Source organism: Pseudomonas jinjuensis, from assembly GCF_900103845.1.
In the GTDB taxonomy this organism is placed as follows: domain Bacteria; phylum Pseudomonadota; class Gammaproteobacteria; order Pseudomonadales; family Pseudomonadaceae; genus Pseudomonas; species Pseudomonas jinjuensis.
In genome coordinates this window covers 208,647-235,013 of the sequence record NZ_FNIJ01000003.1, presented here as the reverse complement: position 1 = coordinate 235,013, position 26,367 = coordinate 208,647, and the positions used below count along the sequence as shown (strand labels likewise).

The window sequence follows — 26,367 nt, the reverse complement described above, 5'->3', positions numbered from 1 at the left end:
GGTTCATCCTTGGGATTCGCTGTTGAGGGTGGCGATCAGCCGGACCTGTTCCTCGTAGGCCTGGGCGAAATCGCGGGAGAGCAGGCGTTCGCTCCACTCGTCGTCCTGGCGCAGGGACTGGTGGTAGCGGCCATAGGCGCGCCAGCGGCCGCTGGCGCCGGTCAGGCGGGAAACCTGTCCGTCGCGCTCGAAGCGCAGGGCCAGCCGTTCCGGGGCGAAGTGTTCGAGGGTGCTGCGCAGGGCGGCGCGGCTGGCGCTGAGCAGTGCCACCTGGTGCGCCTGCAGGTCGCGGAAGACGTGGCCCACGGACTGCTCGGGGCTGGCCTGGCCGGGTTTGGCGGCAAGCAGCAGGGCGCTCAGCGCTTCGCGGCTGTCGGCGCTGGACTTGAGCGGGTTGCCGCTGTGGCCTTGCGCGGTGGTGAGCGCCAGGCGCAGTTCGTTCTTCAGCTCGGTACGGGTGCGCAGGCTCTGCTGCAGGCCGCCGACGCACTGGCGCAGAAGGCGCGCGGCCTGGGTGGCCAGGGCTTCGCGGGCGTCCTGGTCGAACCCGTCGAGAGATATGCCCAGTTCATCGCCGAAGCGCTGCCAGAAGCCATCAGGCTGGCGCTCGATTTCGTCGGCGTGCGCCACGGGCGCTTCCGGCGGCGGCGCGACCAGTTGCGGCAGCGGCAGGCTTTCAATGTCGATGGGGGCGTAGTCGGCCTGATGGCGCGTGTGCGCCTGGTTCGCGTCGAGCATGCCGTAGTCGTCGCTCGCCACGTAGATACGTTCCTGCTGCTCGATGGCGGTCAGCGGATCGAGGTCGAGAAAGGCGTCGTCCGGGATGATGCTGCCGGCGGCGCGGGGGCGGCCGATCTCTTCATCGAAGAGTGCCGGGTCTTGCACCAGTCGCGCGCGGATCTCGAAGTCGCCCATGCAGTACACCGTGCCATGCTCGATGCGCAGGGCATGGCCAGGAGGCAGGCGGGCGCCACTGTCCTTGAGCAGGGTGCCGTTGCTGCTGGTGTCGGTGAGGTAGAACGCGCCGTCGCGATAGCTCACCTGCGCATGGTGGTTGGACAGGTGGCGGTTCCGGTCTGGGATCACCCAGTCGCAATCGGCGGAGCGGCCAATGATGCCGCCGGCCTCCTTGAAGGTCTTGCTGGTCAGCAGGCCGGGCACGAACTGCTGGGCGCTCACCATCTCGAATACCAGTTCCATGGTCGCGTGCTCCTTGGTCTCAGTTGCCGCGATTGATCGCCTGCGGCTCGCCCAGGGGGCGGTAGTCCTTGTCGTTGAACTTGTAGTTGCCGCTGCATCCACCGAGGACGAGCAGGGTGGCGAGTGCGAGCAGGGCGGCGCGCCAGCGAAGAGGGGGCATCAGACGACCTCCGTAGTGTGTTGTGGCCAGGGGTAGGGAAAGGGCGGCAGACGGTTCATGGGCGACTCGGTCATGGTTCGTTCGAGTGGATGTTCAGGCGGCCCATGCGATACAGCAGGGTGCGGCGCGGCAGGCCCAGTTCGCGGGCGGCGAGGGTACGGTTGCCGCGGTTCTTGCGCAGGCAGTCGAGCAGCAGCGAGCGTTCCACCTGCTCCAGGCGCTCGCGCAGGTTGGCGGTGGACTCGGCGCTGGTCGGAAGCTCGCGCAGGTTGAAATGCGACGGCAGCAGTTCACCGGTTTCGCACAGCAGCACGGCGCGCTCGACCATGCCCTTGAGTTCGCGGACGTTGCCGGGAAAGGCGTAGCCGGCGAGGTGCTCCAGTGCCGTGGCGGACCAGCTGCAGGGGGCACGCTGGAGGAAGGCGCAGGCCTTGTCGGCGAAGTGGCGGGCCAGTACGAGGATGTCTTCACCGCGCTGGCGCAGCGGCGGCAGTTCGATGGGGAACTGCGCCACACGGTAGTAGAGGTCTTCGCGAAACTCCCCGGCGCTGACCATGGCTTCCAGGTTGCGGTGGGTGGCGGCGACGATGCGCACATCGATGCGATGGCTGTCGTTGTTGCCCAGCGGGCGAATCTCGCCTTCCTGCAGCACGCGCAGCAGCTTGGCCTGCAGCGACAGCGGCATGTCGCCGATCTCGTCGAGGAACAGGGTGCCGCCATCGGCGGCGTCGAACAGCCCGCGGCGGTCGCGGTCGGCGCCGGTGAAGGCGCCCTTGCGGTGGCCGAACAGTTCGCTTTCCAGCAGGTGCTCGGGCAGCGCGGAACAGTTCTGCACCACGAAGCTGGCGGTGCGGCGCGCTCCGCAGTCATGGATCGCGCGGGCGACCAGTTCCTTGCCGGTGCCGGTCTCGCCGGTGAGCAGCACGGTGTAGGGGCTGTGCAGCACCTTGCCGATCAGTTGATAGGTACGACGCATGGCCGGGCTCTCGCCGATCATCCCGTAGCCGCTGGCGCAGGGCGCCGGTGCTACCGGTTGGCTGTTGCCCTGGGGACGACGCAGGCGGCGTAACAGCTGGAGCTGGGCATGCACGAAGGTACCGAGCTGGCCGAGGGACCTGGCGAATCCGGCCAGGTCGCGTGGCGTGCGGCTGGCGCACAGCAGCAGCCCCTGGACCGCCAGCCGCTGGTCGAGCAGCGGCAGACAGAGCAGAGCGCGCCAGGGCTTGCCGCTGGCCGGCAGGAAGTCGGTGTCATGCAGGCTGTCGTTGAGTTCGGCGAGGCTGAGCACGCGGTTCTGGCACAGGCTGTACTGCAGCGGTTGCTCGTCCTTGTAGTCGGCCGACAGGGCTTCCATCTCGCGCGGCTGCAGCAGCCCGTCCAGGCATTCGGCATTCAGGCCCAGCACGCTGTGGCCGGCATCCAGCAGGTAGAGCTGGGCCAGCTCGCAGTCCGTCAGTTGGGTGGCGGCACGGACGAACTGGCCGAGCAGGCTGCCGGCATCGGCGGTGCGCGTCAGGTTGGCGTACTGCTCGAGCAAGGCCTCGGCGTAATTCAGGGGCTGGGGGATGCGCAGGAACATGTTGGCACCTCAGCTGAATTCGCACATTGGACGGGCGTCACCGTCGAGGGTGGCGTGCACGTGGTGCAGGGTTTCGCCGGCAGCCATGGCATCGAGCAGGCGGTCGGCGATCTGCGGCAGCAGATGGGCGTCCATCAGCTGGTCGATCAGGCGGGCGCCGCTTTCGCTCCGGGTGCTGCGTTCGGCCAGGTGGTCGACCAGGGCCTGGCAATGGCTGAAGGCGAGCTGGCGGCGCTGCATGCGCTCGCCCAGCCGGCCGAGCTTGAGCTGCACCAGCTCGCGTAGCACCTCGCCGCTGACCGGGTAGTAGGGCACCACGCGCATGCGGGCCAGCAGGGCCGGCTTGAAGTGCCGGCTCAGGGCTGGGCGGATGGCTTCTTCCAGCTCCTGCGCCTCGGGGCGCCGGTCGTCGGTGCAGAGGGCGACGATGCGCTCGCTGGCGAGGTTGGAGGTCATCAGGATCAGCGTGTTGCGGAAGTCGATCTCGCGGCCCTCGCCGTCGTTGGCGATGCCCTTGTCGAAGATCTGGTAGAAGAGGTTGAGTACGTCCGGGTCGGCCTTCTCCACCTCGTCGAGCAACACCACGGAGTAGGGCTTCTGCCGCACCGCCTCGGTGAGCATGCCGCCCTCGCCGTAGCCGACGTAGCCCGGCGGGGCTCCGATCAGGCGGGAGACGGTGTGCTTTTCCTGGAACTCGGACATGTTGATGGTGGTGAGGAAGCGCTCGCCGCCGTACAGCAGGTCGGCCAGGGCCAGGGCTGTCTCGGTCTTGCCGACGCCGCTGGGGCCGACCAGCAGGAACACGCCCACCGGTGCATCGGGCTTGTTCAGGCCGGCGGCGGTGGCGCGCATGGCGCGATCCAGGGCCTGCACCGCCGGCTCCTGGCCGCGGACGCGCTGGCGCAGATCGGAGGCGAAGCTGGCGACCTTGGCATTGTGCTCGCGGGCCAGTTGCGACAGCGGTACGCCGGTCCAGTGGCTGATCACCTCGGCGACGAGGCGCGGGCACACTTCGAAGCTGACCAGGCGCTCCTGCTCCTGAGCCTGGCGCAGGTCGCCGTGTACCTCGTGCAGGCGTTGCTCCAGTGTCGCCGCCTCTTCCTGGCGGGTTTCGTCACAGCGCGCAGCGGCCAGTTGCTGGCGCAGGTCGAGCAATTCGCTGGCCAGATCTCGCTGTTGCTGCCAGCGCTGCTGCAGTTCGATTTCCTGTTCACGGGCCTCTTCGAGACGAGCCTCGAGGACGGCGAGGGCGGCCCGATCGATGTTCAGGCCGGCTTCCTGATCGCGTCGCAGGGCCTGGCGTTGGCGCTCGCCTTCGGCCAGTTCGCCACGCAGCTTTTCCAGGCTTTCCGGAGCGGCGGCGAGGCTGATGCGCACGCGGGCGCAGGCGGTGTCGAGGACGTCGACGGCCTTGTCCGGCAGTTGCCGTCCGGCGAGGTAGCGGGCGGACAGCTCGGCGGCGGCGACCACCGCATCGTCGCGCAGATAGATGCCATGGCTGGCTTCGTAGACCTTGGCCAGCCCGCGCAGGATGGTCACCGCTTCGCCGACCGTGGGTTCGTGCAGCTGCACCGGCTGGAAGCGCCGGGCCAGCGCGGGGTCCTTCTCGAAGTACTTCTTGTACTCGGTCCAGGTGGTGGCGGCGACGGTGCACAGCTCGCCACGGGCCAGCGCCGGCTTGAGCAGGTTGGCAGCGTCGGAGCCGCCGGCCTGGGCGCCGGCGCCGATCAGGGTGTGGGCCTCGTCGATGAACAGGATGATGGGTTTGGCCGACGCTTTCACTTCGTCGATCACGCCCTTGAGGCGCCGCTCGAATTCGCCCTTCACGCTGGCGCCGGCCTGCAGCAGGCCCAGGTCCAGCGACAGCAGCTCGACACCCTGCAGGGCATGCGGCACTTCTCCGGTGGCGATGCGCGCGGCAAGCCCTTCGACCACGGCGGTCTTGCCCACCCCGGCCTCGCCGACCACGATCGGATTGTTCTTCCGCCGGCGGGCGAGGATGTCGATCATCTGGCGGATCGCGCTGTCGCGGCAGAGCACCGGATCGAGCCTGCCCTCGCGGGCCTGCTGGGTGAGGTTGTGGGTGAAGCGTTCGAGCATCGACTCGCCCTTGGTGGCGGGTGCGGTGCTGTCGGAGGTCTGCTGCGACAGGGCGAAGTCACGCAGGCGGTCGGCGTTCAGGCGCGCCAGCAGCGGCTGGTAGTGGCTGCCGGCATAGCGCATTGGGTTGCGCAGCAGGGCGAGGATCAGCGCGGCCTGGTCGATCTGGCTCTGGCTCAGCTCCAGGTTGGCCACCAGCAGGGCGTCCTGCAGCCACTGCATCAGCTCGGCAGCGAACACCGGGTTGCGCGAGGCGCTGCTTTCGCTGCGCGGCTGCAGCGAGGCGGCCAGTTCGCCGGCGTCCACTCCGGCATCCTGCAGGGCGCGGGGCAGCAGCCCCTGGGGACGCTCCAGCAGGGCGATCAGCAGGTCTTCCACGAGGATCTTGCTGCCGGCGCGGGCGACGCAGCGCTCGGCTGCGCCCTCCAGGTCACGGCGGGTTTCGGCGTCCAGCGCCTGGATGAGTCGTTGCAGGTCGAGGTTGATCATGGTTCATCGTTCCTTAATGAATGCGGCTGCCGAGGGTGACGATGCCGTCGGCGTGCTCGCGTCCCAGCCAACTCGTCCAGCCCAGTCGGCAGAGGTTCTCGGCGCCGATGCGCAGCTCGCGGATGGCGTCGTGGCGCAGTTCCAGGCGCAGGTCGTAGTCCAGCGGATCGCGCAGGGTGAAGCGCACCAGGGCACAGAGCGGCTGATAGCCGGTGCCGATGGGCAAGAATTCGTGGAAACGCTCCCAGTCCAGCTCGCGGATGTGCACGCGGAACTTGCCGCTGCTGTCGCGCACCTGTTCGCCCAGCACCAGGTCCTCGCCCAGGAGGCTGTTGGCCAGGCCCAGCCGGTTGCACTGTTCATCGTGGATTTCCACCCGGCGTTCCAGGCACTGCTCGATGAACAGGTCGGCATGCTTGAAGTAGTAGCGCAGTACCGCTTCGATCAGCGCCGCCGAGTGGGCGCGCAGGCTGAGCAGGCCCAGGTAGGGCAGCAGGCGCTTCCAGTTCAGCTCCTCGGCCTGGCGCAGCTCGGCGCCACCCAAGCCGATCAGGGCGAACAGCCGGTGTGACAGGGCATCGGCGGCGCCACTCCTGAAACGCGCGTGGTAGCGATACTTCTGCCAGATCGGCAGGAGCAGGCGCTGCAGCCGGTGGTGGAAGAGATCGAGGAAGTCCCGCGTCGGATTGCCGTCTTCGCTGTCGCCCAGGGCCTGCTCGCCATAGAAGGCCGGCAGCGGCGAGCCGGCGCCGAACAGGCCGATCAGGTTGATGCGCAGGCGTGCGCGCAGTACGCCGTTCTCCTCGAAGAACTGCACGCTCTGGATGTCGCTGCCGGGGAAACCGAGGCTCGGGTTGGCCTGGAATTCGAGACGGTCGTAGAGCGCCTCTTCGTCCTCCGTGGCGCCAGACTCGCTCAGTCGCTCGATGACCAGCTGCACCGCCTGGAACAGCGAGTACTCGCGGATGTCCCGGCGTAGCCGGCTCAGAGCAGGGGCTGCTGCCCCATGCGCGGCGTCCATTGGTACACCTCTCCCTGTGTGCTTTTGACCCTGAGCTCGTGGTACGAGTTGAGGCTGGCGTAGAGCGCGAAGAACTCGTTGAGGACCGAGGCGAAGACGAACAGGTCGCCATCACAGATGTAGCCCTCGGGGTCGGCCGTCAGCTCGGTGCGCAGGCCGCGTACCGGCAGCCCGCGGTGCAGGCGGTCGACGTGCTGGTGATTGATCGACTTGAGGCCGCCGAGCAGGCGCTTGCTGGCCTTCTCTGCGTGCTGGTCGTAGTAGCGCGGCAGGTCGTAGGTCTCGAGGATCACCTTGAGCGCCTCGACGTTGGCCAGCGACAGGTAGTTCAGCGACATGTTGCTGATCAGCTTCCAGAGGAAGTCGCGATTCAGCGGCGGCGCGTAGCTGGGCGTGACCGGCGTGATGTTGCGGAAGCGCAGCGAGTCCGGCGTCTCGTCGCTGGGCAGGCAGATATCGCCCAGCTTCAGGCGCCGCGGCAGGTTCTGGTTGGTGCAGGTGAGCTCGATGGACAGCGTCTCGTGGGACTCGTGGTCACCGGGGCCGAAACTCAGGTAGGTGTCCAGGCCTTCGTGCAGCAGCGAGCTGCGCTGGCGAACGCTGTAGTGCGGGCGTGCGGTGGGTACGTCGAAGCTGGCGTCGTGCTCGAAGGATTCGAACAGCACGTAGTCCTGGTGGCCGACGCCACCTGGGCTCCAGCCGGTGACGTTCTCCACGGCGAACACGCCGCAGTGCTGGGCATCGAACCTGGCCGGCAGCAGCAGGTATTCGTCCTGCTTGCCGTCCAGACGGATCGGCAGCGCGTCGTGCCTGAACAGGTTGACGATCGGGGTGCAGTGCAGTTTGAGGTTGTCCAGGGTCGGACGCAGGCGCTGGATGCCGCTGCGGTGGATGTCGAAGCGGATCTCCAGGGCGCGGGCTCCCTTGAGCTGCGCTTCGGACAGCTCGTTCAGCCGATCCAGGCCGAGCAGGTCGACGAACAGGAACTTGTCCTGGAAGGCGAAATATTCCTGCAGGAAGCGATAGCCGCGGAAGGTGTTGAGCGGGTAGGGAATCATCGCCTCGTCTTCGGCGAAGCCCACCGGCTGCACGCGATCACCCGGAAGGCGGACGGTCAGCGGGCGCTCGTAGATGTCGAGCAGCGGCTGCTGGCGCTCGTTGAGCGGCACCAGCTCGATGTTGTCGAGGTTGTTCAGCAGGCACAGGTAGAGCATCTGGCTGATATAGCGCTCGCCGGCCAGGTGCAGGCGCATGCGCTTGAGATTCAGCTCGCCGAGGTGGCCCGGGCAGCTCATCTCCAGGCGCAGGCTGAGGATCGCCCCTTCGCCCTTGACCGAGTAGTTCACACCGGCGGTCTGCAGTGCGGTGACTTCGGTGGGGAAGCAGGTGCGGAAACGGCAGCTCACCTCGTCGATCGGCTTGCTTTCCACCGGCGTGTTGCGCTCAACCAGCAGTGCCGGCGCGGCGTTGGGCAGCGGATCGAACTGCAGGATGCTGAAGGCCGGCAGTGGCCGCATGTAGTTCGGCCACAGCAGGTGCATCAGCGAGTGGGTCAGCTCCGGCAGCTCGTCGTCGAGCTTCTGCCGCAGGCGCCCGGTGAGAAAGGCAAAGCCTTCGAGCAGGCGCTCGACATCCGGGTCGCGGCCGGCCTGGGCAAGGAACGGCGCCAGCGCCGGGCTGCGCTCGGAGAAGCGGCGTCCCAGTTGGCGCAGGGCGGTGAGCTCGCTCTGGTAGTAGTGGTTGAATGACATCTGTTGTTCATCCTTGCTGGTGCGCGGAAATGCCCATGCGGGTGGTTTGCGCACCTGGCTTCCCGCCCGTTCTGGAGACTTCGTCAGCCGGCCAGGCTCATTGATTCAGCGAATCCTGCGAGCCGGGTAACGTGCGTGGCTCGGGTCGCACTGCCCATCATGGACAGGCCATGGCGTCGCTCAGCGTCCAGAGTCGAATGGCATTGCCAAGGGGCGTTTCTTTGGATTTTTGCAATGCTCCAAGGAGGTCGACCTTGCCAATATGGAGGGTCCTTCCGTTCGCTTTGAGGTCCAGGGAGTAGCTGCGCGGGATGCTGTTGTGCAGGTTCGTGCCGAACGAAACGATGGACAGCACCTGAATGCTTTCGCCGGGTGCGACCACCGTGCTCAACGTTGAGCTTTCTCCGGAGTTGGAGAAATCACGCGCCGTTATTTCGATGGGGTGGCCACAGGTGTTATGCCAGTTCGCCACGAATCCGGTCTGGGGCTGCGCGGTGCATCCTGTCATGACGGAAAGCAATACAAGAGAGAGGAACTTAGTCATCGAATTGCACCCTGCTCAGCCAGATAAGGCCTTTGACGTCCTGTTCCGAAGCGATGGACCTAGCCCAGTAATCGGCCATGGTCCGGGGATCGTCCGAGTGGTAATGCATCAAGTCGATTTCTCCGCCGGCTGGAAGCGGATGGTTCCCTACTGGAGACTGCGTCAGCACCGTAGAGGTACTCTTGTGGCTCCAGGAGTAGTTGGGAATCAAACCCCTGTCCCCGTACTCGTTCAGCACCAAGTGGCCAAACTCGTGAGCTGCGGTATGGGCGAAGTCTTCGTCGATAGCGCTGGAGGGCCATCCCAGGGCGGTCCTATAACCTGAGTTGCGGTATATCTTCTTGAACATCGCGAAACTGGTAGAGCGTCCAAAGTCAACATCGAGCAGTTCGATCAGCGGGAAATCCTTGGCGCTGGGCTTGGCGTTCGCATCGGCGACGACAGTTACCTTGAAGGTGCCACGCGAAGTGTTTACCGGCTGGTCGATGCCATTGCCGCGGCGGCCCTCGCGCGACCAGTAACGCTCTATGCCCTCTTTGGCCATGGCTTTGCGCTGCTCGAAGGTCTTCGCCGTCAGACTCGGGTTTTTCCCCTTGATACCGCCGTCGGAGAAGCTCGGGCGGACGGTAACTTCCACCTTCGAGGTGTTGCGGTCGATGCGCGAGTCGACCCAGTCGGCCTCCGCGGCGTTGTTGCTCAGCGTCAGTTCGAAAACCTGTTCTTCGTCGCCTTTGTTGGCGGTCAGGCGCACCTTCAGGGCCGGACTCTTGAGCACTCGCGTATCGAGCACGCCAGCGGTGTCGTAGCCATCCCATCGCCAGGGATGCTCGCCTTCGGGAAGCAGGGCGGCGGTGGAGGGTTCGGTGTAAAGCACTCGGGCGCCATCGAGAACTTCGAGCGTCAGGGAGTTGGCGACCTGCGCGCGATTGACGATGACAAAGTCGATCGCTTCCTGGTTCTTCGTGGTACCGGATTCGAGCTCGTCGAAGTCGAGGATTGCCAGCGGCGTGAGCACATGATTGCCGCCGCGTTTGAGCTTGATCGAATAATCCAGAGCTTCTTCCTTGCGTGACGAGGCAGCCGCGCTGGGCACTATCGCATCGACTACCGCGGCGGCCGCGGCGATGGTGAGCGGAGCGATGCCGCTGAATGCCGCTGGAGAATGCGACGTCCCGATCACCACTGTCCCCGACCCACTCACCACCACATTCCCATGGCTGCCGACGGTTCCGACCGTGGCTGCCGGCATACCGTTGATCAGCACATTGGGAATCACATTGCCGGCCATGGCGCCACCACAGGCGGATGGGTCGCCCTGGCGTGCGGCGGGCAGGCCGTCGAACAGCACATCGGGCGAGCCGGCGGCTATCGGGTTGATGCCATGACCCGGCACCGGGCAGGCGGTCGGGTCGGTGACGCGGGCGGCGGGTTTTCCGGACATGGGTGTGCTCCTTACTGGACCTTGACCTGTCCGCTGCCGTCCAGGCTGGCGGAGAAGCTGACCTGGCGGCGGAGGCCTTCGACCTCCAGCGTGCCTTCGATGGCGAAGGCCAGGTTCAGCGGGTCGTGGTCGCGCGGCAGGGATATGACGCGCACCCCCGACAGGCGTGGTTCGTAGGCCTCGATGAATCGCTCGATGGCCGTGCGCGCCTGGTTCAGCGAGTCGTGCAGACTCAGGCGCATGTCGTTCAGGTCGGGCAACCCGTAGTCGGGCAGCGTCTGCACGCTGCCCGCCCGGGTACTGAGCATCTTGGCCAGATGGGCAGCCACCGAGGCCATGACGGCCACCTCCGGGCTCCAGCCGGAGCGGTCGGCGGCTTCACCACCCAGGCGCTCGAAAAGGCTGCCGTATCCTTTCATCGCTCAGTTCCTGCTCATTCCTTGTCGAGCTTGCCGACCAGCGACAGCGTGAAGTCCGCCCCCATGTACTTGAAGTGCGGGCGTACGCTCAGGCTGACGCGGTACCAGCCCGGTTCGCCCTCGACGTCGCTGACGATCACCTGCGCGGCGCGCAGCGGACGGCGGCTGCGGACTTCGGCGCTGGGGTTCTCCTGGTCGGCCACGTACTGGCGAATCCACTTGTTGAGTTCCAGTTCGAGGTCGGTGCGCTCTTTCCACGCGCCGATCTGCTCGCGCTGCAGGACCTTCAGGTAGTGGGCCAGGCGGTTGACGATGAACAGGTAGGGCAACTGGGTGCCGAGCTTGTAATTCAGCTCCGCGGTCTTGCCTTCCTCGCTGATGCCGAAGAACTTCGGCTTCTGCACCGAGTTGGCGGAGAAGAACGCGGCGTTGTCGCTGCCCTTGCGCATGGTCAGGGAGATGAAGCCTTCCTCGGCCAGTTCGTACTCGCGGCGGTCGGAGACCAGTACCTCGGTGGGGATCTTGGTCTCGATCTCGCCCATGCTCTCGAAGTGGTGCAGCGGCAGGTCTTCCACCGCGCCGCCGCTCTGCGGGCCGATGATGTTCGGGCACCAGCGGAACCTGGCGAAGGAATCGGTCAGCTTGCTGGCGAAGGTGAACGCGGTGTTGCCCCACAGGTAGTGCTCGTGGTCGTTGGCGACGTTCTCCTTGTAGACGAAGGTCTTCACCGGGTTGTCTTCCGGGTCGTACGGGTTGCGCAGGAGGAAGCGCGGTACGGTCAGGCCGACGTAGCGGGAGTCTTCCTGCTCGCGGAAGCTCTGCCATTTGGCGAATTGCGGGCCTTCGAAGTGGTCCTTCAGGTCCTTGAGGTCCGGCAGGCCGGTGAAGCTTTCCAGGCCGAAGAATTTCGGGCCGGCGGCGGAGATGAATGGCGCGTGGGACATGCTGGAGACGCTGGCCACGTACTGCATGGTCTTCACGTCCGGCGCGCTGGGTGAAAGGTAGTAGTTGGCGATGATCGCCCCCACCGGCTGGCCACCGAACTGGCCGTACTCGGAGGTGTAGATGTGCTTGTAGAGGCCGGACTGGATCACTTCCGGGGAGTCCTCGAAGTCGTCCAGCAGGTCCTGCTTGGAGACGTTGAGAAGCTCGACCTTGATGTTCTCGCGGAAGTTGGTGCGGTCGATCAGCAACTTCAGGCCGCGCCAGGACGATTCCAGGGCCTGGAACTCGGCATGGTGGAGAATTTCGTCCATCTGCCGGCTGAGCTTGGCGTCGATCTCCGCGATCATGCGGTCGACCAGTGCCTTCTTGACCTGCTCGCCCTGATTCTGCGGCTTCAGCAGCTCCTCGATGAAGGCGGAGACGCCACGTTTGGCGATGCCATAGGCTTCGTCATCCGGAGCCAGGCTGGTCTCGGCGATGATGCGGTCGAGAATGCCGTACTCGACGCCGGCCCCCGTGGTTTCCTGTACTGTGCTCGTGCTCATGTGTTGGTTTCCTTTCGGTTTCCGGCTCAGGCGTCCTGCTTGGCGGCAAGGCCCAGCTCACCCAGTACGCGCTCGCGCGAATCGTCATCGGCAAGCACGCTTTCGATGGCCTTGCGGAAGGCCGGTGCGTTGCCCAGCGGGCCCTTGAGGGCGACCAGGGCGTCACGCAGTTCCATCAGCTTCTTCAGCTCCGGTACCTGATCCACCAGGCTCGCCGGGTTGAAGTCCTTCATCGAGTTGACCTTCAGGGAAACGCCCAGCTTTTCGCCTTCGGCGGCGTCCTGCAGGCGGTTCGGGACGTTGAGGGTCAGGCTCAGTTCCTGCTTGGCCAGCACTTCGTCGAAGTTGTTCTTGTCGATGCCGATCGGCTTGCGATCCTCGACCTTGCGGTCATCCGCGCGCTGGGTGAAATCCCCCAGAACCAGCAGCTTCAGGGGCAGCTCGATCTCTTCCTGAGCATTGCCGGTAGCGGGCTTGAAGGTGATGTTGATGCGTTCCTTGGGGGCTACCGAGCCTTCTTTGGCCATGGCCATTTCTCCTTTGCATTTGCGGCCCTAAGGCCTAGTCGAGCACCACTTCGAGATCGAGGTGGCACAGCCTGCGATAGACCTCGTCCTTGCGTTCGCGCACGCTGTGGTTCTGCGGCAGCAGTTCGCAGCACATGTGCAGCAGATGCAGTACCTGAAGAGCGAGGTCGGGTTCCCAGAGGTGCAGCGCGGACTCCTGCAACTGTTCGTCGAGGGCTTCCAGCTGGGTCCGGGCCAGTTCGTACTTCTTCGCCTGCAGGCACAGGCGCGCCATGCCCAGCTGCCAGAAGAAGCGCTCGCGGCCACCCTGGGCGCTCTGCAGCCCCTGCTTGAGCAGTTGCACGGCGCTCTTCAGTCCCTCCTGGCGCAGCACTGACGTGGCTTCCTCCAGGACCGGTTCCCAGGCGTACGATTCACTGGTCGTCGTGATTTCCCTGGGGGCCGAGGGCGCCTGGAGGTGCGGCAGCACGTGGGAGCTGATCCAGCCGCGGGTGGTTGGATCGGCGAAGGGAGTGCCGTCGAAGAACTTCAGATCGATGACTCCGGGCAGGCGCTGGAGGAACTGCGCGAACTGGATTTCCACCTCGCGCATCGCCGCGTCCGCATTCAGGGCTTGCAGGCATTCCCAGGCCAGGCGCTGGCCATCGAACCAGAACGGCGCGCGTGCAAGGCTCGCCTCCAGGTCGACCAGCAGGTCGGCGAACTGTCCCTGTTCTAAGCGTTCGGTGTAGGCGCGCAGCTTGTCGGCGGGAAGGTTGCGCAGGGCGGTGGTCTGTTCGGCGTTGCGCTCGGGCAGGCTGTCGATGGGCAGCCACAGGAGGGTGCGGTTCAGGCGCAGGGCGCGAAGGTCGGTGGCCTTCTGGCGCAGCCACCAGTTGCACAGGGGGCGGGCGCTGTCCTGCTGGGCGCGGAGCGCCTTGTGGGCGTCCTTTTCGCTTTCGATGATGCTGACCGGCGCAAGGAGGTTGGTCGCTGCCTGCTTGACCTGGGCCATCACCGCGCCCACGGAGCCGGGTTCGGGCTGGCCCTGGGAGGCGCGCTGGATCATCTCCTCCAGACGCCGGCAGAGCGGTAGCAACAGCGGGGCGGCGGCCCCCAGGTGCGCATTCAGGCAGTCATCCAGACCCCTCAGGCTCTCCGCGAGCTGTCGGAATAGCGGGAGTTGATCCTTGAGCGCCAGGTTCTCGGCGAACAATGGCTCGAGGCGCGGAACCAGCCAGCCGATGGCGGCGGCGCGTGTCCGGTCCTTGCGCGGATGCAGATCGTCCCAGCGTTCCCGGCAGAACTGCAGGAGCATCGCCATGCCGGCCTGCAGGCCGGCGAAGGATTCCTGCTGTTGCAGCGCCCAGGCCATCCACGCAGCCACGCGCAGATCCTTGGACTGGGTTCGAAGAATGGCCTCGCTGACTTCGAGGACTTTCTGCCAGTCCACCAGGCCATTGCCATGCAGGGACGACGCCTTGGCCAGCTCCGTTTCCAGGCTCTCGTATTCGGGCGAGTAGCGCACATCCTCGCCTGGGTAATCCCCGGAAGAGATGGGGTTGGCAGCCAGTTCGAGATAGTGCGATGCAAGTTTTCTGGAATGACTCATCCCTGCGATCGTCCCTGATGCGGCAAAACTCTGAATATGAGAAGTGTCTTGATAACGGTGGGGGAAAAGAGCTGGTTGCGAACTTTCGTATCGTCAGTCAAACGCTTGGAACAGGGCGCATGGTGCAGTTTTTTGCACAGGTTGGTGTGTAGGAAATTTATATTTGATCTGTAGTCCAGGCGCGTTTCTTTCTAATGATTTTGCGGTCAAGGTTCTATTGCGAATAAGGTGTTTTTGGCATTCATTGAAATATCTGCGTAACGGCCGTCTCAGGCTTTCGTGTCAGGAGAGGCCCAGGATTAGGGGTTTTGGCGAGCCTTGTCGCGAATGGAGTTGCGCCTGCTGCTGATCGGGTCGGAAATTTTGGTGTGCAACTTTCTGCCATTTTCTGAGAGCGCAAAAGCGTTTTTATTCAGGCGGAATGTGATCCTCCGCATGCGTGGCAAGAAGTTGCGCATTTGCTGGCAAGTTGTTGCTGGAATTTATGTGTTCTGTCGCTGGGAATGGCGCTGCGGGTTATCTAGCGGAACTCCGGAGTACTAGTGTTCCGGCGCTTCCAAACTATCTGGCATGTAACTTGTTAGAGGGGTGGGCCCACGGTGTCATATGCCCCGTGGCCCTTCACCTCATCACGGCAAGGAGAGCTCTCATGCCAACACCCGCGTATCTGTCCCTCGAAGGCACCAAGCAAGGCCTGATCACCGCCGGTACCTTCACCGAGGATTCGGTCGGCAACATCTTCCAGGAAGGTCACGAGGACCAGGTCCTGGTCCAGGCGTTCAACCACCAGGTCATCATCCCGCGCGACCCGCAGTCCGGCCAGCCGACCGGCCAGCGCGTGCACAAGCCGCTGATGATCACCAAGGTCTTCGACAAGTCCTCGCCGCTGATCTTCAACGCCCTGACCTCCGGCGAGCGTCTGAACAAGTGCCGTCTGGAGTGGTATCGCACCTCTTCCACCGGTACCCAGGAGCACTACTTCACCATCGAACTGGAAGATGCGGTGATCGTCGACGTGCAGTCGCGCATGCCGAACTGCCAGGACCCGAACATGGCGCACTTCACTCACCTGGAAGACGTCTACTTCACCTATCGCAAGATCGTCTGGACCCATGAAGTCTCCGGTACTTCCGGCTCCGACGACTGGCGTACTCCGATATCCGCCTGATCGGCAGTGATCGACCCCAGGTGCGTCGGCCGGGTCTTCTGGCCGATGCACCTTTACCGGCTCGAGTTTCCCGCACGCAGCGTTGCGCTGGAGTTGAGACGTAGGTCACGGGAACAAAAGAAACGAGCTCCTGACCAGTTCTATCTGGACCTGCGCATTTACTTCGGCGGTTTGATCCAGGTTTGGACCGGTTTTGGAGATGGGAAATGCCGACATGTCAGCACCTTGCAAGGGCAAGTACACAGGATGCAATCAAGATCAGGGGCTCGGTAGATGCTGAAGAAGCATTGTCGAGATTCCCCCTGCCGTTGCTCTCCGGGGCTTCCGCTCTTGCTGGCTACGCGGAAATCGCCATCAAGGGCAGCAATCCGTTCAACCCCGCACCTGGCCTGAACTTTCAGGTTTCCCAACCTCCCGGCAGAGGCAAAAGTTCGTCCGGGCAGGGGCTGCTTCATGATCCTGCGAAACGCTCCGGCCAGGTCATTCCGCGATCGGCGTTGCAAGCCTGGCGACATCCATCCGCTCCGATCCAGGGCGGGCATGGCTCATGACTCCGACTTTCCGCTCCGCCGCCCTGCTGATGCCCGTTCTTGGGCTCGCGGGACATGCGCTGGCCGACAACGCCCGCGACTGGCAGAACCTGCCGAAGGACCTGAACATGGTTTTCGGCTACTACGACAGGATCGAGAGCAACACTCCCATCGACACAACGCTGCCGGTCGATGGCTTGTCGCTCGATGCCGATCTTTACATCGTCCGTTACGCGCGCACCCTGGATGTCGCCGGACGCACCTCGGGCATCCAGATACTCCAGCCCTACGCGGACGTCGAAGCCTCTCTCGACAATGCGCGACACCTGACCGGCACCAGGCGCAACAGCGGCATGGGCGACACTACGCTCGTCCTCGCGCACAACCTGTTCGGCGGTCCGGCCTTGAGCCGCGAGGAGTTCACGCAGTGGAGGCCGGAAACCTTCCTCACCGGAGGGTTGTGGATAACCGCGCCCACCGGCGATTACGACGAGGACCGCGTGGTGAACATCGGCGCCAATCGCTGGGTAATCAAGCCGGAACTCGCCTTTGGCCACCCCATCGGGCCGACCTGGCTGGAACTGAATACCTACGTCTCGCTATTCGGCGACAACCACGACTACATGGGCGACAGCAGGCTGGAGCAGCGCCCGCTCTATGCGCTGGAAGGCCACTACAGCTACACCTTCAACCAGGCGCTATGGGCATCGTTGGACGCCACCTGGAACAAGGGCGGCGAGACCAGGGTAGATGGTGTCGACCAGGACGATGAGCAGGAGAACAGCGTACTCGGCGCGAGTCTGGGTTTCATGCTCAGCCCGCAGTTCGGCGGCTTGCTGGCTTACTCTGACACCATCTCCAGACAGACGGGTTCGCCTGATGTGAATACCTGGACCTTGCGCCTGCAGTACATCTGGTAAGCGGTGACGGGGGCCAGCCGCCGCCGCAGGTTCGGCGCTCCTGCGAGCGCACGTTGCGCGGCCAGTGTGCCTGGTCAAGGTATCCGCCCGGCAAGGCCGGCTACGCTCAGCAGGATTAGCGAGATTCCGTCAGCGCAGGCAGGCCACCTTCCCGCGATGGCCCGCCTCCGGCGTCGAGGACTGGCCCATGCTGCTCATTCGATCCTTCCCGGCTCTGTTTTTCGGCTCCACCCTTCTCCTCGCCCAGGCGGCCTCCGCGGACACCTTCAGCGACTGCCTGGCGCGGCTGCAGCCGCAGGCTCGCGCCAAGGGTGTGGACTCCATCGCCTACCAGCGCTACACGCAGAACCTGCAGGCCGACCTCAGCGTGCTGGACCTGCTCGACGCGCAGCCGGAGTTCATCACGCCGATCTGGGACTACCTCGCCGGGCTGGTGGACGAGCAGCGGGTGGCCGATGGCAAGGCCATGCTGGCGCAGCACCACGACCTGCTGGAACGCATCGCCCAGCGCTACCATGTGGACAAGTACACGGTGGTCGCCGTCTGGGGCGTGGAGAGCGATTTCGGCCGCATCACCGGCAAGCGTCCGCTGCTCACCTCGCTGTCCACCCTGTCCTGCCATGGGCGGCGCCAGGCATTCTTCCGCGGCGAATTCTTCGCCACCCTCAAGCTGCTGCAGCAGGGTGATCTGCGTTCCCCCGAGGTCACCGGCTCCTGGGCCGGCGCCTTCGGCCAGACGCAGTTCATGCCGAGCACCTATGCGCGCATCGCCGTGGATTTCGACGGCGACGGCCACCGCGACCTGGTCGGCAGCATGGCGGACGCCCTGGCCTCCACCGCCAATTACCTGCGCAAGGCCGGCTGGGTATCAGGCGCGGGCTGGGGCTATGAGGTGAAGCTGCCGGCGCAGTTCCCCTCCAGTCTGGCCGGACGCGGCAAGCGCAAGCCGGTCTCGGCCTGGCAGGCGCAGGGGGTGAAGCGCATCGACGGCGGCCCGCTGCCGGCGCCCTCGACCCCGGCGGCGATCCTCCTGCCTGCCGGCAAGGAAGGACCTGCGTTCCTCGTGCTGCGCAACTACAACGCCATCTATTCCTACAACGCCGCCGAGAGCTATGCGCTTGCCATCGCCCTGCTGTCCGACCGCCTGCGTGGCGGCAGCGGCCTGCGCACGCCGTGGCCGACCGACGACCCCGGCCTCGGCCGCGCCGAACGCAAGGAACTGCAGAGACTGTTGCTGGAGCGTGGTCACGCCATCGGCGAGCCCGACGGCATGATCGGCGACAAGACCCGCCGGGCCATCCAGGCCGAGCAGCAGCGCCTCGGCCAGCAGCCGGCTGATGGGCGCGCCGGGCAGAAGATTCTCAGGGCGCTGCGGGGCCGCTAGTGCATGCAGCAGTGCTTGTACTTCTTGCCACTGCCGCAGGGGCAAGGATCGTTGCGGCCGATCTTGGGAGGCAACACGGTGGGCTGTGGTATCGCCGGACGTCGCTCCCGCCAATAGGCGTGCAGCGCCAGGACGGCGGGCATGATCTGCGCCACCGATGCCTGGTACTCCTCCTGCGTCATCTCATCCACCCGCTCGTAGTTCTCCTCCAATCCATGCAGGGCAATGGGTTCCAGATGATGCTGCAGTTCCTGCGGCCAGGCGGACCAGTCGTGCAACTGCACGCCGCGCATGAAGCCGAAGCACCATCCCTCGACGTTCCCCAGATATCGTTCGTAATCGGAGTTGATATCGAATACGCCGGAGACGATCTCTGGATGCTCCGTCAGCAGCCAGTCGAGATCGGTCATATGGCTAAGCAGCAGATCGAGGAAGCGCTGTAGTTCCGCCTCCGACTTCCATTCCGGCTCGTATTCCACACCACCCCAGATCGTCGAATACCAACCGGTCGACTCGTGCTTGGGGCCTGAAATGATGGCGATGGCAAAGCCTTCGAGCTCGGAAAGATTCTCCAACGATTCGGAGCTGTGGTGCTTGTCCAGCAGCTTCGCGAGAAGGTCCAGCTCCTGTACGTTCAGTGAATCCATATTTTTCATACCTGGGCCCTCTTCCGTTCCAGCATGTCCAGACACAAGCCATGCCGCCTTTTCTCACATGTTACCGTTATGCCCCGCATGGCGGCTCGGTCGATTGCAATGGCAGCCTTCGATATCGCCTGCCAGCCTTGTACAACCGCTTCCTTCCGAGCCGCTCGATGATTGCCCTGTCCCGCCCGCTGCGCCTGACCCTCTCCGTGCTGGCCATCCTCGCCGGCATGCTGCTGTGCGCCGGCGTGGCGCTGCGCCAGGCCGAGCAGCGCGCTCTGGCTGCATCCAGCGCGCAGGCCGAGGAGCAGCTGAACCTCTACGCCGGTACCCTGCGCACGCTGATCGACCGCTACCGTTCCCTGCCGGCGGTACTCGCCCTCGATCCGGAACTGCGCCGGTCGTTGCGCGGCGCGGTGGGCGGCGAGCTGCAACTGCACCTCAACCGCAAGCTGGAGCGGATCAACGCCGCCGCCGGCTCGTCGACCCTGGAGCTGCTCGACCGCGATGGGCTGGCGGTGGCGGCGAGCAACTGGCGGACGCCGACCAGCTACGTCGGCCACAACTTCGGCTTCCGTCCGTACTTCCTGGAAACCCGCAGCCACGGCACCGGGCGCTTCTATGCGGTCGGGGTGGTCACCGGCACGCCCGGCTACTTCCTTTCCAGCGCGGTGCTGGACGAGGACGGCAGCTTCCTCGGCGCCATCGTGGTCCGCCTCGAACTGAACGACCTGGAGCGCGAGTGGAGCGCCGGGCCGGACGTGCTGCTGGTCAGCGACGCCAAGGACATCGCCTTTCTTGCCAACCGGCCGGGCTGGCGTTACCGCGAGTTGCGCGTGCTGACGCCCGAGGAGCGCGCCGAACTGACCTCCACCCGCCAGTACGACAAGCAGCCGCTGGCGCCGCTGGAGCATCGCAGTGTGGAGGCGCTCGGCGTGCATAGCCGGCTGGAGCGGGTCAACGGGCCGGAAGGCAACCGCGACTACCTCTGGCAGACGCTGCCGCTGTCCTCCGAGGGCTGGACCCTGCATCTGCTGCGCCAGCCGCAGGAGGCGCTGCAGGCCGGCCGTGGCGCCGCCATCGGTGCGGCGGGAGGCTGGCTGGCGCTGGTCTTCCTCGGCCTGTTCCTGCACCAGCGCTGGCGCCTCGCACGCCTGCGCCAGCGCAGCCGCGAGGAGCTGGAGCGGCTGGTCGAGGAACGCACCGCCGCCCTTCGCACCGCCCAGGAAGGGCTGGTGCAGGCGGCCAAGCTGGCGGCGCTGGGGCAGATGTCCGCCGCCCTGGCCCACGAGATCAACCAGCCGCTGACCGCCCAGCGCATGCAGCTGGCCAGCCTGCGCCTGCTGCTCGAACAGGGCCGCGAGGAGCAGGCCGCCGTGGTGTTGCAGCGCCTCGACGAACAGCTGGAACGCATGGCCGCGCTCACCGGCCACCTGAAGACCTTCGCCCGCAAGAGCCCCGGCGGCCTGCGCGAACGCCTCGACCTGGCGCTGGTGGTCGATCGCGCCCTGCAACTGCTGGAAGCGCGCCTGCGCAGCGAAGCGGTGGAACTGCAGCTGGACATGGCGCGCCCGGCCTGGGTGCTTGGCGACGCCATCCGCCTGGAGCAGGTGCTGGTCAACCTGCTGCGCAACGCCCTCGACGCCATGGCCGACAAGCCCGTGCGGCAGCTGCGGGTGAACATCTGTCCGCACGGTGGGCAATGGCTGCTGGAAGTGCTCGACAGCGGCGGCGGCATCGCCGCGGAACACCTCGCCAGCGTGTTCGACCCCTTCTTCACCACCAAGCCGGTGGGCGAGGGGCTGGGCCTCGGGCTGGCGGTATCCTATGGCATCGTCATGGAACTGGGCGGCAGCCTGGAAGCCGGCAACCGCGATGGCGGCGCCTGCTTCAGCCTGCGCCTGCCGGCCGACCTGGGTGAGGAGTGAAGATGAATTCGGTGATGGTCATCGACGACGAGGCGAGCATCCGCGAGGCGGTGCAGCAGTGGCTGGAGCTGTCCGGCTTCGAGGTGCAGCCGTTCGCCAGCGCCGAGGATGGCCTGAAGAAGCTCGGCCGCGATTTCCCCGGGGTGGTGCTGAGCGACGTGCGCATGCCCGGCATGGACGGCTTCGGCCTGCTGCAGCGGGCGCAGCAGCTGGACCGCGAGCTGCCGGTGATCCTCCTCACCGGCCACGGCGACGTGCCGATGGCGGTGGAGGCCATGCACCAGGGCGCCTACGACTTCCTGGAAAAACCCTTCAGCCCGCAGACCCTGCTGGAACGCCTGCGCCGCGCCATGGACAAGCGCCGGCTGGTGCTGGAGAACCGCCATCTGCGCGAGGAGGCCGACCTGCGCCAGCGCATCGATGCGCGCCTGCTCGGCTTCTCGCCGGCCATGCAGACCCTGCGCCGGCAGGTGCTGGAACTGGCGCCGACGCCGGTCAACGTGCTGATCCGCGGCGAGACCGGCAGCGGCAAGGAACTGGTGGCGCGCTGCCTGCACGACTTCGGTCCGCGCGCCGGCAAGCCCTTCGTCGCGCTCAACTGCGCGGCGATCCCCGAGCAGCTGTTCGAGAGCGAGCTGTTCGGCCACGAGAGCGGCGCCTTCACCGGCGCCCAGGGCAAGCGCATCGGCAAGCTCGAACATTCCGACGGCGGCAGCCTGTTCCTCGACGAGATCGAGAGCATGCCGCTGGCGCAGCAGGTCAAGCTGCTCCGCGTGTTGCAGGAGCAGCGGCTGGAGCGGCTTGGCTCGAACCAGAGCATCGATGTCGACCTGCGGGTGATCGCCGCGACCAAGCCCGACCTGCTGGAAGAGGCGCGCGCCGGGCGCTTCCGCGAGGACCTCGCCTATCGCCTGAACGTCGCCGAACTGCGCCTGCCGCCGCTGCGGGAGCGCCGCGAGGACATCCCGCTGCTGTTCGATCACTTCGCCCGCGGCGCCGCCGAACGCCTTGGCCGCGAATTCGTGCAGCCGGGTGCCAGCGAGCTGAGCCGTCTGCTCAGCCACAACTGGCCGGGCAACGTGCGCGAACTGGCCAACGCCGCCGAGCGGCATGTGCTGGGTATGGCGGGGGGAAGCAGCGCGATGGAAAGCGCCGGGCAGTCGCTGGCCGAGCAGGTGGAGGCGTTCGAGGCGCAATGCCTGCGCGGCGCCCTGGCGCGGCACAAGGGCGAGATCAAGGCGGTGATGAACGAGCTGCAGCTGCCCCGGCGCACGCTGAACGAGAAGATGCAGCGGCACGGGTTGGTGCGGGAGGATTTCCTGTAGGAGCGGGCCATGCCCGCGAAAAAGGAGCGGGCGTGGCCCGCTCCTACATGCAAGGTCGAGTTCGCCGATAGGCGGATTTTCGCTCATCTCCACTTTGCGCATCGGCAATTTTCCGCTCACCAATCGCCCCTGAATTCCGCGCAACCGCTCTATCCCGGCCACTTCACGACTGGCACAGCTCTTGCCATTGGCAATCCAAGGCCGCTTCGACGTGCCCTCCGACAACAATGACAAGAGGACTCGTGATGGATACTTCCACCACCCTTTCCGCTTCTGCCGTGGCTTCGGCCCAGCCGAAAACGACCGCGCAACAACTCCGCTCGATCTTCAGCGGTTCGGTAGGCAACCTGGTCGAGTGGTACGACTGGTACGTCTACGCCGCCTTCTCGCTGTACTTCGCCAAGGCCTTCTTCCCCCAGGGCGACCTCACTGCGCAATTGCTGAACAGCGCCGCGGTGTTCGCCATCGGCTTCCTCATGCGTCCGATCGGCGGCTGGCTGATGGGTGTGTACGCCGACCGCAAGGGGCGCAAGGCCGCGCTGCTGCTGTCGGTGCTGCTGATGTGCTTCGGCTCGCTGATCATCGCCGTCACCCCGGGCTACGCCAGCATCGGTGTCGCCGCGCCTGCATTGCTGGTGTTCGCGCGCCTGCTGCAAGGCCTGTCGGTGGGCGGTGAATACGGCACCTCGGCGACCTACCTGTCGGAAATGGCCGGCAAGGAGCGTCGTGGCTTCTTCGCCAGCTTCCAGTACGTGACCCTGATTTCCGGCCAGCTGCTGGCCCTCGGCGTGCTGATCCTGCTGCAGAACGTGCTGACCACCGAGCAGCTGGAAAGCTGGGGCTGGCGCATTCCGTTCCTGATCGGCGCGGCCTGCGCGATCACCGCCCTGTGGCTGCGTCGCGGCATGGAGGAAACCGAGTCCTTCACCAAGACCCAGAACCGCGAGAAGAAGGAAGGCGTGCTGCGCACCCTGATGCGCCACCCGAAGGCGGTGTTCACCGTGATCGGCCTGACCCTCGGCGGCAGCCTGGCGTTCTACACCTACACCACCTACATGCAGAAGTACCTGGTGAACACGGTGCAGATGAGCAAGGCCGACGCGACCATGATCTCGGCCGCCTCGCTGTTCCTGTTCATGCTGCTGCAGCCGATCATGGGCGCGCTGTCCGACCGCATCGGCCGCCGGCCGCTGCTGCTCGGCTTCGGCGTGATGGGCACCCTGTGCACCGTGCCGATCCTCGGCATGCTGCAGAGCGTCACCAGCATGTGGGGCGCCTTCGCGCTGATCATGTTCGCCCTGGTGATCGTCAGCGGCTACACCTCGGTGAACGCCATCGTGAAGGCCGAGCTGTTCCCGGCGGAAATCCGCGCCATCGGCGTCGGCCTGCCCTATGCGCTGACCCAGTCGGTGGCCGGCGGCACGGTGGAATACGTGGCGCTGTGGTTCAAGAGCGTGGGCAACGAGTCCGGCTTCTTCTGGTACATCACCGCCGGCATCGCCTGCTCGCTGCTGGTGTACATGTTCATGCCGGATACCCGCGATACGTCGCTGATCGATCGGGATTGAGTCCGGCGGGGCAGGGTGGAAATCGGCGAATCGATTTCCACCGACTCCCGGCCGAGATGGTGGACGTGAAGAGCCACGTCCACCCTACGGGCAGGCATACGCCATGCGCGCGAGATCGGCGGCGCCGACCTGTCGCGGGCATGGCCCGCTCCAGACAGTCGCTCCTGCAATGATGCCGGGTGTCGGCGCTCCTTCCCACCCATCGCTTCCCCTCCCGCGCCAACCCCATCCATTCGGCGGCCTGCAGGGAACGGCTTGCCACTGCGCTGCCGGAGAAGTAGCGCATCTCCTCCCATGTCCATCGCCTGCCCGGCCAGATTCCCTGCGAGGACCTCGCGCAGTCCGTGGACGCAGAGTTGATCGTGCCGGAAATCTACTTGGGGAGCGGGATGGACATCCCCCCGGTGCCTGCGCGTCCAGGGGTACGGACGGGGCACCGAGGCCTGGCGGCAGAGGGCCGCGTTGCGAGGGGGGGGAATGGAACGACCTTGCCTTGTGGGCAAGGTCGGGCTCCGGTCCTCCGAGGGGTACCTGACAAGTGACCCGAAGAATGCGAAGCGGCAACACGATAGGGGTTGGCCATCATCGGGTCAATTTTCCGGTCGATGAAGCGTTCGCTATTCGACCGCCGGGCGTCATCGTCGCGCAATGACGACGGCCCTGTCCTCGGCCGTGCGGGAAGTCCGGAATCCGCCTGCTAGGCTTGCATAGCGAACTATGCATTGCCGGCGGCGCTGTGGCCGTCCGGCGTATCGATAGATTTTCACCAGATCAGTCGATAGCGCCAGCTAATGAGCGGTCTGATCTATAGTGATCCAGCCACGTGACCAGGAGGTATGCATGAAAGCCAACCTGCCCTCTGAGTTGCTGTCCCTGCAGTTGCCGCTGCGCATCCGCGTCGGCGCGGCCCAGGCCTTCGACCTGGGGCCGGACCCGCAGGTAACTCTCGTCGTCCGCGATCCGACGCTGCTGAGCGAGATCACCCGCCCCAGCCTCGACGCGCTCGGCCGTGCCTATGTCGAAAAGCGCATGGACATCGAAGGGTCGATCGGCGACGTGATCGCCATGGGCGACGCCCTGACCGCCGCGCTCGCGCCCGACGCCGGCGGCGCCGACTACGCGCGCACCAGTCATGACAAGGCCACCGACGCCGAGGCCATCCGCTACCACTACGACCTCTCCAACGAGTTCTATCAGCTCTGGCTCGACCCGGAGATGGTCTACTCCTGCGCCTATTTCGAGACCGGCACGGAAGACCTCGCCAGCGCCCAACTGGCCAAGCTGCGCCACCTGTGCCGCAAGCTGCGGCTCAAGCCCGGCGAGCGCCTGCTCGACGTCGGCTGCGGCTGGGGCGGGCTGGCGCGGCTGGCGGCGCGGGAGTTCGGTGTCGAGGTGCTCGGCATCACCCTCAGCGAAGAGCAGTTCAAGCTCGGCCGCGAGCGGGTCAAGGCCGAGGGGCTGGACGGCAAGGTGCGCATCGAGCTGATGGACTACCGCGACCTGCCGCGCGACGGCCACTTCGACAAGGTGGTCAGCGTCGGCATGTTCGAGCACGTCGGCCACGCCAACATGGGCCTGTACTTCCAGCAGCTGTTCGGCGCGGTGCGGCCGGGCGGGCTGGTGATGAACCACGGAATCACGTCCCTGCACACCGACGGGCGTCCGGTGGGGCGCGGCGCCGGCGAGTTCATCGACCGCTACGTGTTCCCCCACGGCGAACTGCCGCACCTGTCGTTCGCCGTCGCGCAGATGAGCGATGCCGGGCTGGAGGTGGTCGACGTCGAGAGCCTGCGCCTGCACTACGCGCGCACCCTGGACTTCTGGAGCGCCAACCTGGAATCCCGGCTGGCCGAGGCGGCGCGACTGGTGCCCGAGGAAGCCGTGCGCATCTGGCGGCTGTACCTGGCCGGCTGCGCCTACGGCTTCAAGCGCGGCTGGATCAACCTGCACCAGATCCTCGCCCTTCGCCCGCATGACGACGGTTCCCACGAGCTGCCCTGGAGCCGCCGGGACATCTACGCCTGACCCGCTGCGCGGCGCCGGCCCATCGGCGCCGCGTTGCCCCCGGCCCGCGCTGCCTCCAGAATGGCGGTCCCACCGATCCTGGACCGCCTGCCTTGACTCCTTCCTTCACCCTCCGCGAACTGCCGGTTTCCGCCGCGCCGTGGGACCTCCTGCTGCTGGCCGACCCGAGCCGCGCGCAGATCGAGCGCTATCTGCCCGACTCCAGCCTGCTGGCGCTGATGATCGACGACGACGAACCGGCCGGCGTGCTGGTGCTGACGCCACGCGAAGAGGGCTATGTCGAGATCACCAATCTCGCGGTGGCCGAAGCCTGGCAGCGCCGCGGCCTCGGCCGGCGGCTGCTGGAAGCGACCATCGAGGCCGCGCGGCAACAGGGCATCGAGCGGCTGGAGATCGCCACCGGCAACTCCAGCCTGGACCAGCTCGGCCTGTACCAGCGCTGCGGCTTCCGCATCGTCGGTGTCGAGCCGGACTATTTCCTCGACCACTACCCCGAGCTCATCAGCGAGAACGGCATCGTCTGCCGCGACCGCATCCTGCTGGCGCTGTGGCTGGACTGAGTC

General features: G+C 65.7%; 21 protein-coding genes. 8 read left to right on the top strand and 13 right to left on the bottom strand.

What is annotated here, in order from left to right; genetic code table 11:
- Window positions 1-3: 3 nt before the first annotated feature.
- The 12 genes from tagH to tssA form a co-directional block, all read right to left on the bottom strand.
- Window positions 4-1,200 carry a type VI secretion system-associated FHA domain protein TagH gene (gene tagH / locus BLR75_RS05490; protein ID WP_084311534.1) on the bottom strand — a complete coding sequence of 399 codons (1,197 nt, stop codon included), beginning with the start codon at window positions 1,198-1,200 and terminating at the stop codon, window positions 4-6.
- 19 nt (window positions 1,201-1,219) lie between these two features.
- Window positions 1,220-1,360 carry a type VI secretion protein gene (locus BLR75_RS05485; protein ID WP_084311535.1) on the bottom strand — a complete coding sequence of 47 codons (141 nt, stop codon included), beginning with the start codon at window positions 1,358-1,360 and terminating at the stop codon, window positions 1,220-1,222.
- Between the two features lie 70 nt (window positions 1,361-1,430).
- Window positions 1,431-2,939 (bottom strand): sigma-54 interaction domain-containing protein, encoded by a 1,509-nt coding sequence (locus BLR75_RS05480; RefSeq protein WP_084311536.1) that lies wholly within the window; start codon window positions 2,937-2,939, stop codon window positions 1,431-1,433.
- Window positions 2,940-2,948: 9 nt separating this feature from the next.
- Complete coding sequence (gene tssH, locus BLR75_RS05475) at window positions 2,949-5,528, bottom strand: type VI secretion system ATPase TssH (protein ID WP_084311537.1); 2,580 nt, start codon at window positions 5,526-5,528, stop codon at window positions 2,949-2,951.
- A 13-nt stretch (window positions 5,529-5,541) separates the two neighbouring features.
- Complete coding sequence (gene tssG / locus BLR75_RS05470) at window positions 5,542-6,549, bottom strand: type VI secretion system baseplate subunit TssG (RefSeq protein WP_084311538.1); 1,008 nt, start codon at window positions 6,547-6,549, stop codon at window positions 5,542-5,544.
- A complete protein-coding gene (tssF, locus tag BLR75_RS05465; protein WP_084311539.1) occupies window positions 6,513-8,300 on the bottom strand; it encodes a type VI secretion system baseplate subunit TssF in 1,788 nt (595 codons plus the stop codon). Before tssF ends, tssG begins: the two co-directional genes overlap by 37 nt.
- A 157-nt stretch (window positions 8,301-8,457) precedes the next feature.
- Complete coding sequence (locus BLR75_RS05460) at window positions 8,458-8,844, bottom strand: hypothetical protein (protein ID WP_084311540.1); 387 nt, start codon at window positions 8,842-8,844, stop codon at window positions 8,458-8,460.
- A complete protein-coding gene (locus tag BLR75_RS05455; RefSeq protein WP_084311541.1) occupies window positions 8,837-10,285 on the bottom strand; it encodes a PAAR domain-containing protein in 1,449 nt (482 codons plus the stop codon). The genes BLR75_RS05460 and BLR75_RS05455 overlap by 8 nt, the downstream gene beginning before the upstream one ends.
- Before the next feature lie 11 nt (window positions 10,286-10,296).
- Window positions 10,297-10,704, bottom strand: a complete 408-nt coding sequence (gene tssE / locus BLR75_RS05450) for a type VI secretion system baseplate subunit TssE (protein ID WP_084311542.1) — start codon at window positions 10,702-10,704, stop codon at window positions 10,297-10,299.
- A gap of 14 nt (window positions 10,705-10,718) precedes the next feature.
- Window positions 10,719-12,194, bottom strand: a complete 1,476-nt coding sequence (gene tssC / locus BLR75_RS05445; RefSeq protein WP_084311543.1) for a type VI secretion system contractile sheath large subunit — start codon at window positions 12,192-12,194, stop codon at window positions 10,719-10,721.
- Between the two features lie 26 nt (window positions 12,195-12,220).
- A complete protein-coding gene (gene tssB / locus BLR75_RS05440) occupies window positions 12,221-12,721 on the bottom strand; it encodes a type VI secretion system contractile sheath small subunit (RefSeq protein ID WP_084311544.1) in 501 nt (166 codons plus the stop codon).
- A gap of 34 nt (window positions 12,722-12,755) precedes the next feature.
- A complete protein-coding gene (tssA, locus tag BLR75_RS05435; RefSeq protein ID WP_084311545.1) occupies window positions 12,756-14,312 on the bottom strand; it encodes a type VI secretion system protein TssA in 1,557 nt (518 codons plus the stop codon).
- Between the two features lie 649 nt (window positions 14,313-14,961).
- Here tssA and BLR75_RS05430 point away from each other — a divergent pair.
- The 3 genes from BLR75_RS05430 (at window position 14,962) to BLR75_RS05420 (ending at window position 18,314) form a co-directional block, all read left to right on the top strand.
- The gene (locus BLR75_RS05430) at window positions 14,962-15,480 is read left to right on the top strand and encodes an Hcp family type VI secretion system effector (RefSeq protein WP_015475543.1); all 519 of its coding nucleotides are present in this window, start codon (window positions 14,962-14,964) and stop codon (window positions 15,478-15,480) included.
- A gap of 547 nt (window positions 15,481-16,027) precedes the next feature.
- Window positions 16,028-16,930, top strand: a complete 903-nt coding sequence (locus BLR75_RS05425) for a transporter (RefSeq protein ID WP_084311546.1) — start codon at window positions 16,028-16,030, stop codon at window positions 16,928-16,930.
- Window positions 16,931-17,117: 187 nt separating this feature from the next.
- Complete coding sequence (locus BLR75_RS05420) at window positions 17,118-18,314, top strand: lytic murein transglycosylase (RefSeq protein ID WP_084311547.1); 1,197 nt, start codon at window positions 17,118-17,120, stop codon at window positions 18,312-18,314.
- On the opposite strand, the gene BLR75_RS05415 is transcribed toward BLR75_RS05420, so the two are convergent.
- Entirely contained in the window at window positions 18,311-18,961 is a 651-nt protein-coding gene (locus tag BLR75_RS05415; RefSeq protein ID WP_169720241.1) for a UPF0149 family protein, read from the bottom strand. The two genes, BLR75_RS05420 and BLR75_RS05415, sit on opposite strands and share 4 nt — an antisense overlap.
- A gap of 167 nt (window positions 18,962-19,128) precedes the next feature.
- Here BLR75_RS05415 and BLR75_RS05410 point away from each other — a divergent pair, with 167 nt between their 5' ends.
- The 5 genes from BLR75_RS05410 (at window position 19,129) to BLR75_RS05390 (ending at window position 26,364) form a co-directional block, all read left to right on the top strand.
- The gene (locus BLR75_RS05410) at window positions 19,129-20,886 is read left to right on the top strand and encodes an ATP-binding protein (RefSeq protein WP_084311549.1); all 1,758 of its coding nucleotides are present in this window, start codon (window positions 19,129-19,131) and stop codon (window positions 20,884-20,886) included.
- Window positions 20,887-20,888: 2 nt separating this feature from the next.
- Window positions 20,889-22,211: a sigma-54-dependent transcriptional regulator gene (locus tag BLR75_RS05405; protein ID WP_084311550.1), complete on the top strand. Its 1,323-nt coding sequence runs from the start codon at window positions 20,889-20,891 to the stop codon at window positions 22,209-22,211.
- A gap of 245 nt (window positions 22,212-22,456) precedes the next feature.
- Entirely contained in the window at window positions 22,457-23,779 is a 1,323-nt protein-coding gene (locus tag BLR75_RS05400; protein WP_084311551.1) for an MFS transporter, read from the top strand.
- Between the two features lie 840 nt (window positions 23,780-24,619).
- Window positions 24,620-25,804, top strand: a complete 1,185-nt coding sequence (gene cfaB, locus BLR75_RS05395) for a C17 cyclopropane fatty acid synthase CfaB (protein WP_084311552.1) — start codon at window positions 24,620-24,622, stop codon at window positions 25,802-25,804.
- A 92-nt stretch (window positions 25,805-25,896) separates the two neighbouring features.
- Window positions 25,897-26,364, top strand: coding sequence for a GNAT family N-acetyltransferase (locus tag BLR75_RS05390; protein WP_084311553.1), 468 nt, complete (start codon window positions 25,897-25,899; stop codon window positions 26,362-26,364).
- Window positions 26,365-26,367: the final 3 nt, after the last annotated feature.

Bases quoted from the DNA above. Each gene is read 5' to 3' on its own strand.
- tagH (WP_084311534.1), bottom strand. From the start codon at position 1,200: ATGGAACTGGTATTCGAGATGGTGAGCGCCCAGCAGTTCGTGCCCGGC.
- BLR75_RS05485 (WP_084311535.1), bottom strand. From the start codon at position 1,360: ATGCCCCCTCTTCGCTGGCGCGCCGCCCTGCTCGCACTCGCCACCCTG.
- BLR75_RS05480 (WP_084311536.1), bottom strand. From the start codon at position 2,939: ATGTTCCTGCGCATCCCCCAGCCCCTGAATTACGCCGAGGCCTTGCTC.
- tssH (WP_084311537.1), bottom strand. From the start codon at position 5,528: ATGATCAACCTCGACCTGCAACGACTCATCCAGGCGCTGGACGCCGAA.
- tssG (WP_084311538.1), bottom strand. From the start codon at position 6,549: ATGGACGCCGCGCATGGGGCAGCAGCCCCTGCTCTGAGCCGGCTACGC.
- tssF (WP_084311539.1), bottom strand. From the start codon at position 8,300: ATGTCATTCAACCACTACTACCAGAGCGAGCTCACCGCCCTGCGCCAA.
- BLR75_RS05460 (WP_084311540.1), bottom strand. From the start codon at position 8,844: ATGACTAAGTTCCTCTCTCTTGTATTGCTTTCCGTCATGACAGGATGC.
- BLR75_RS05455 (WP_084311541.1), bottom strand. From the start codon at position 10,285: ATGTCCGGAAAACCCGCCGCCCGCGTCACCGACCCGACCGCCTGCCCG.
- tssE (WP_084311542.1), bottom strand. From the start codon at position 10,704: ATGAAAGGATACGGCAGCCTTTTCGAGCGCCTGGGTGGTGAAGCCGCC.
- tssC (WP_084311543.1), bottom strand. From the start codon at position 12,194: ATGAGCACGAGCACAGTACAGGAAACCACGGGGGCCGGCGTCGAGTAC.
- tssB (WP_084311544.1), bottom strand. From the start codon at position 12,721: ATGGCCAAAGAAGGCTCGGTAGCCCCCAAGGAACGCATCAACATCACC.
- tssA (WP_084311545.1), bottom strand. From the start codon at position 14,312: ATGAGTCATTCCAGAAAACTTGCATCGCACTATCTCGAACTGGCTGCC.
- BLR75_RS05430 (WP_015475543.1), top strand. From the start codon at position 14,962: ATGCCAACACCCGCGTATCTGTCCCTCGAAGGCACCAAGCAAGGCCTG.
- BLR75_RS05425 (WP_084311546.1), top strand. From the start codon at position 16,028: ATGACTCCGACTTTCCGCTCCGCCGCCCTGCTGATGCCCGTTCTTGGG.
- BLR75_RS05420 (WP_084311547.1), top strand. From the start codon at position 17,118: ATGCTGCTCATTCGATCCTTCCCGGCTCTGTTTTTCGGCTCCACCCTT.
- BLR75_RS05415 (WP_169720241.1), bottom strand. From the start codon at position 18,961: ATGGATTCACTGAACGTACAGGAGCTGGACCTTCTCGCGAAGCTGCTG.
- BLR75_RS05410 (WP_084311549.1), top strand. From the start codon at position 19,129: ATGATTGCCCTGTCCCGCCCGCTGCGCCTGACCCTCTCCGTGCTGGCC.
- BLR75_RS05405 (WP_084311550.1), top strand. From the start codon at position 20,889: ATGAATTCGGTGATGGTCATCGACGACGAGGCGAGCATCCGCGAGGCG.
- BLR75_RS05400 (WP_084311551.1), top strand. From the start codon at position 22,457: ATGGATACTTCCACCACCCTTTCCGCTTCTGCCGTGGCTTCGGCCCAG.
- cfaB (WP_084311552.1), top strand. From the start codon at position 24,620: ATGAAAGCCAACCTGCCCTCTGAGTTGCTGTCCCTGCAGTTGCCGCTG.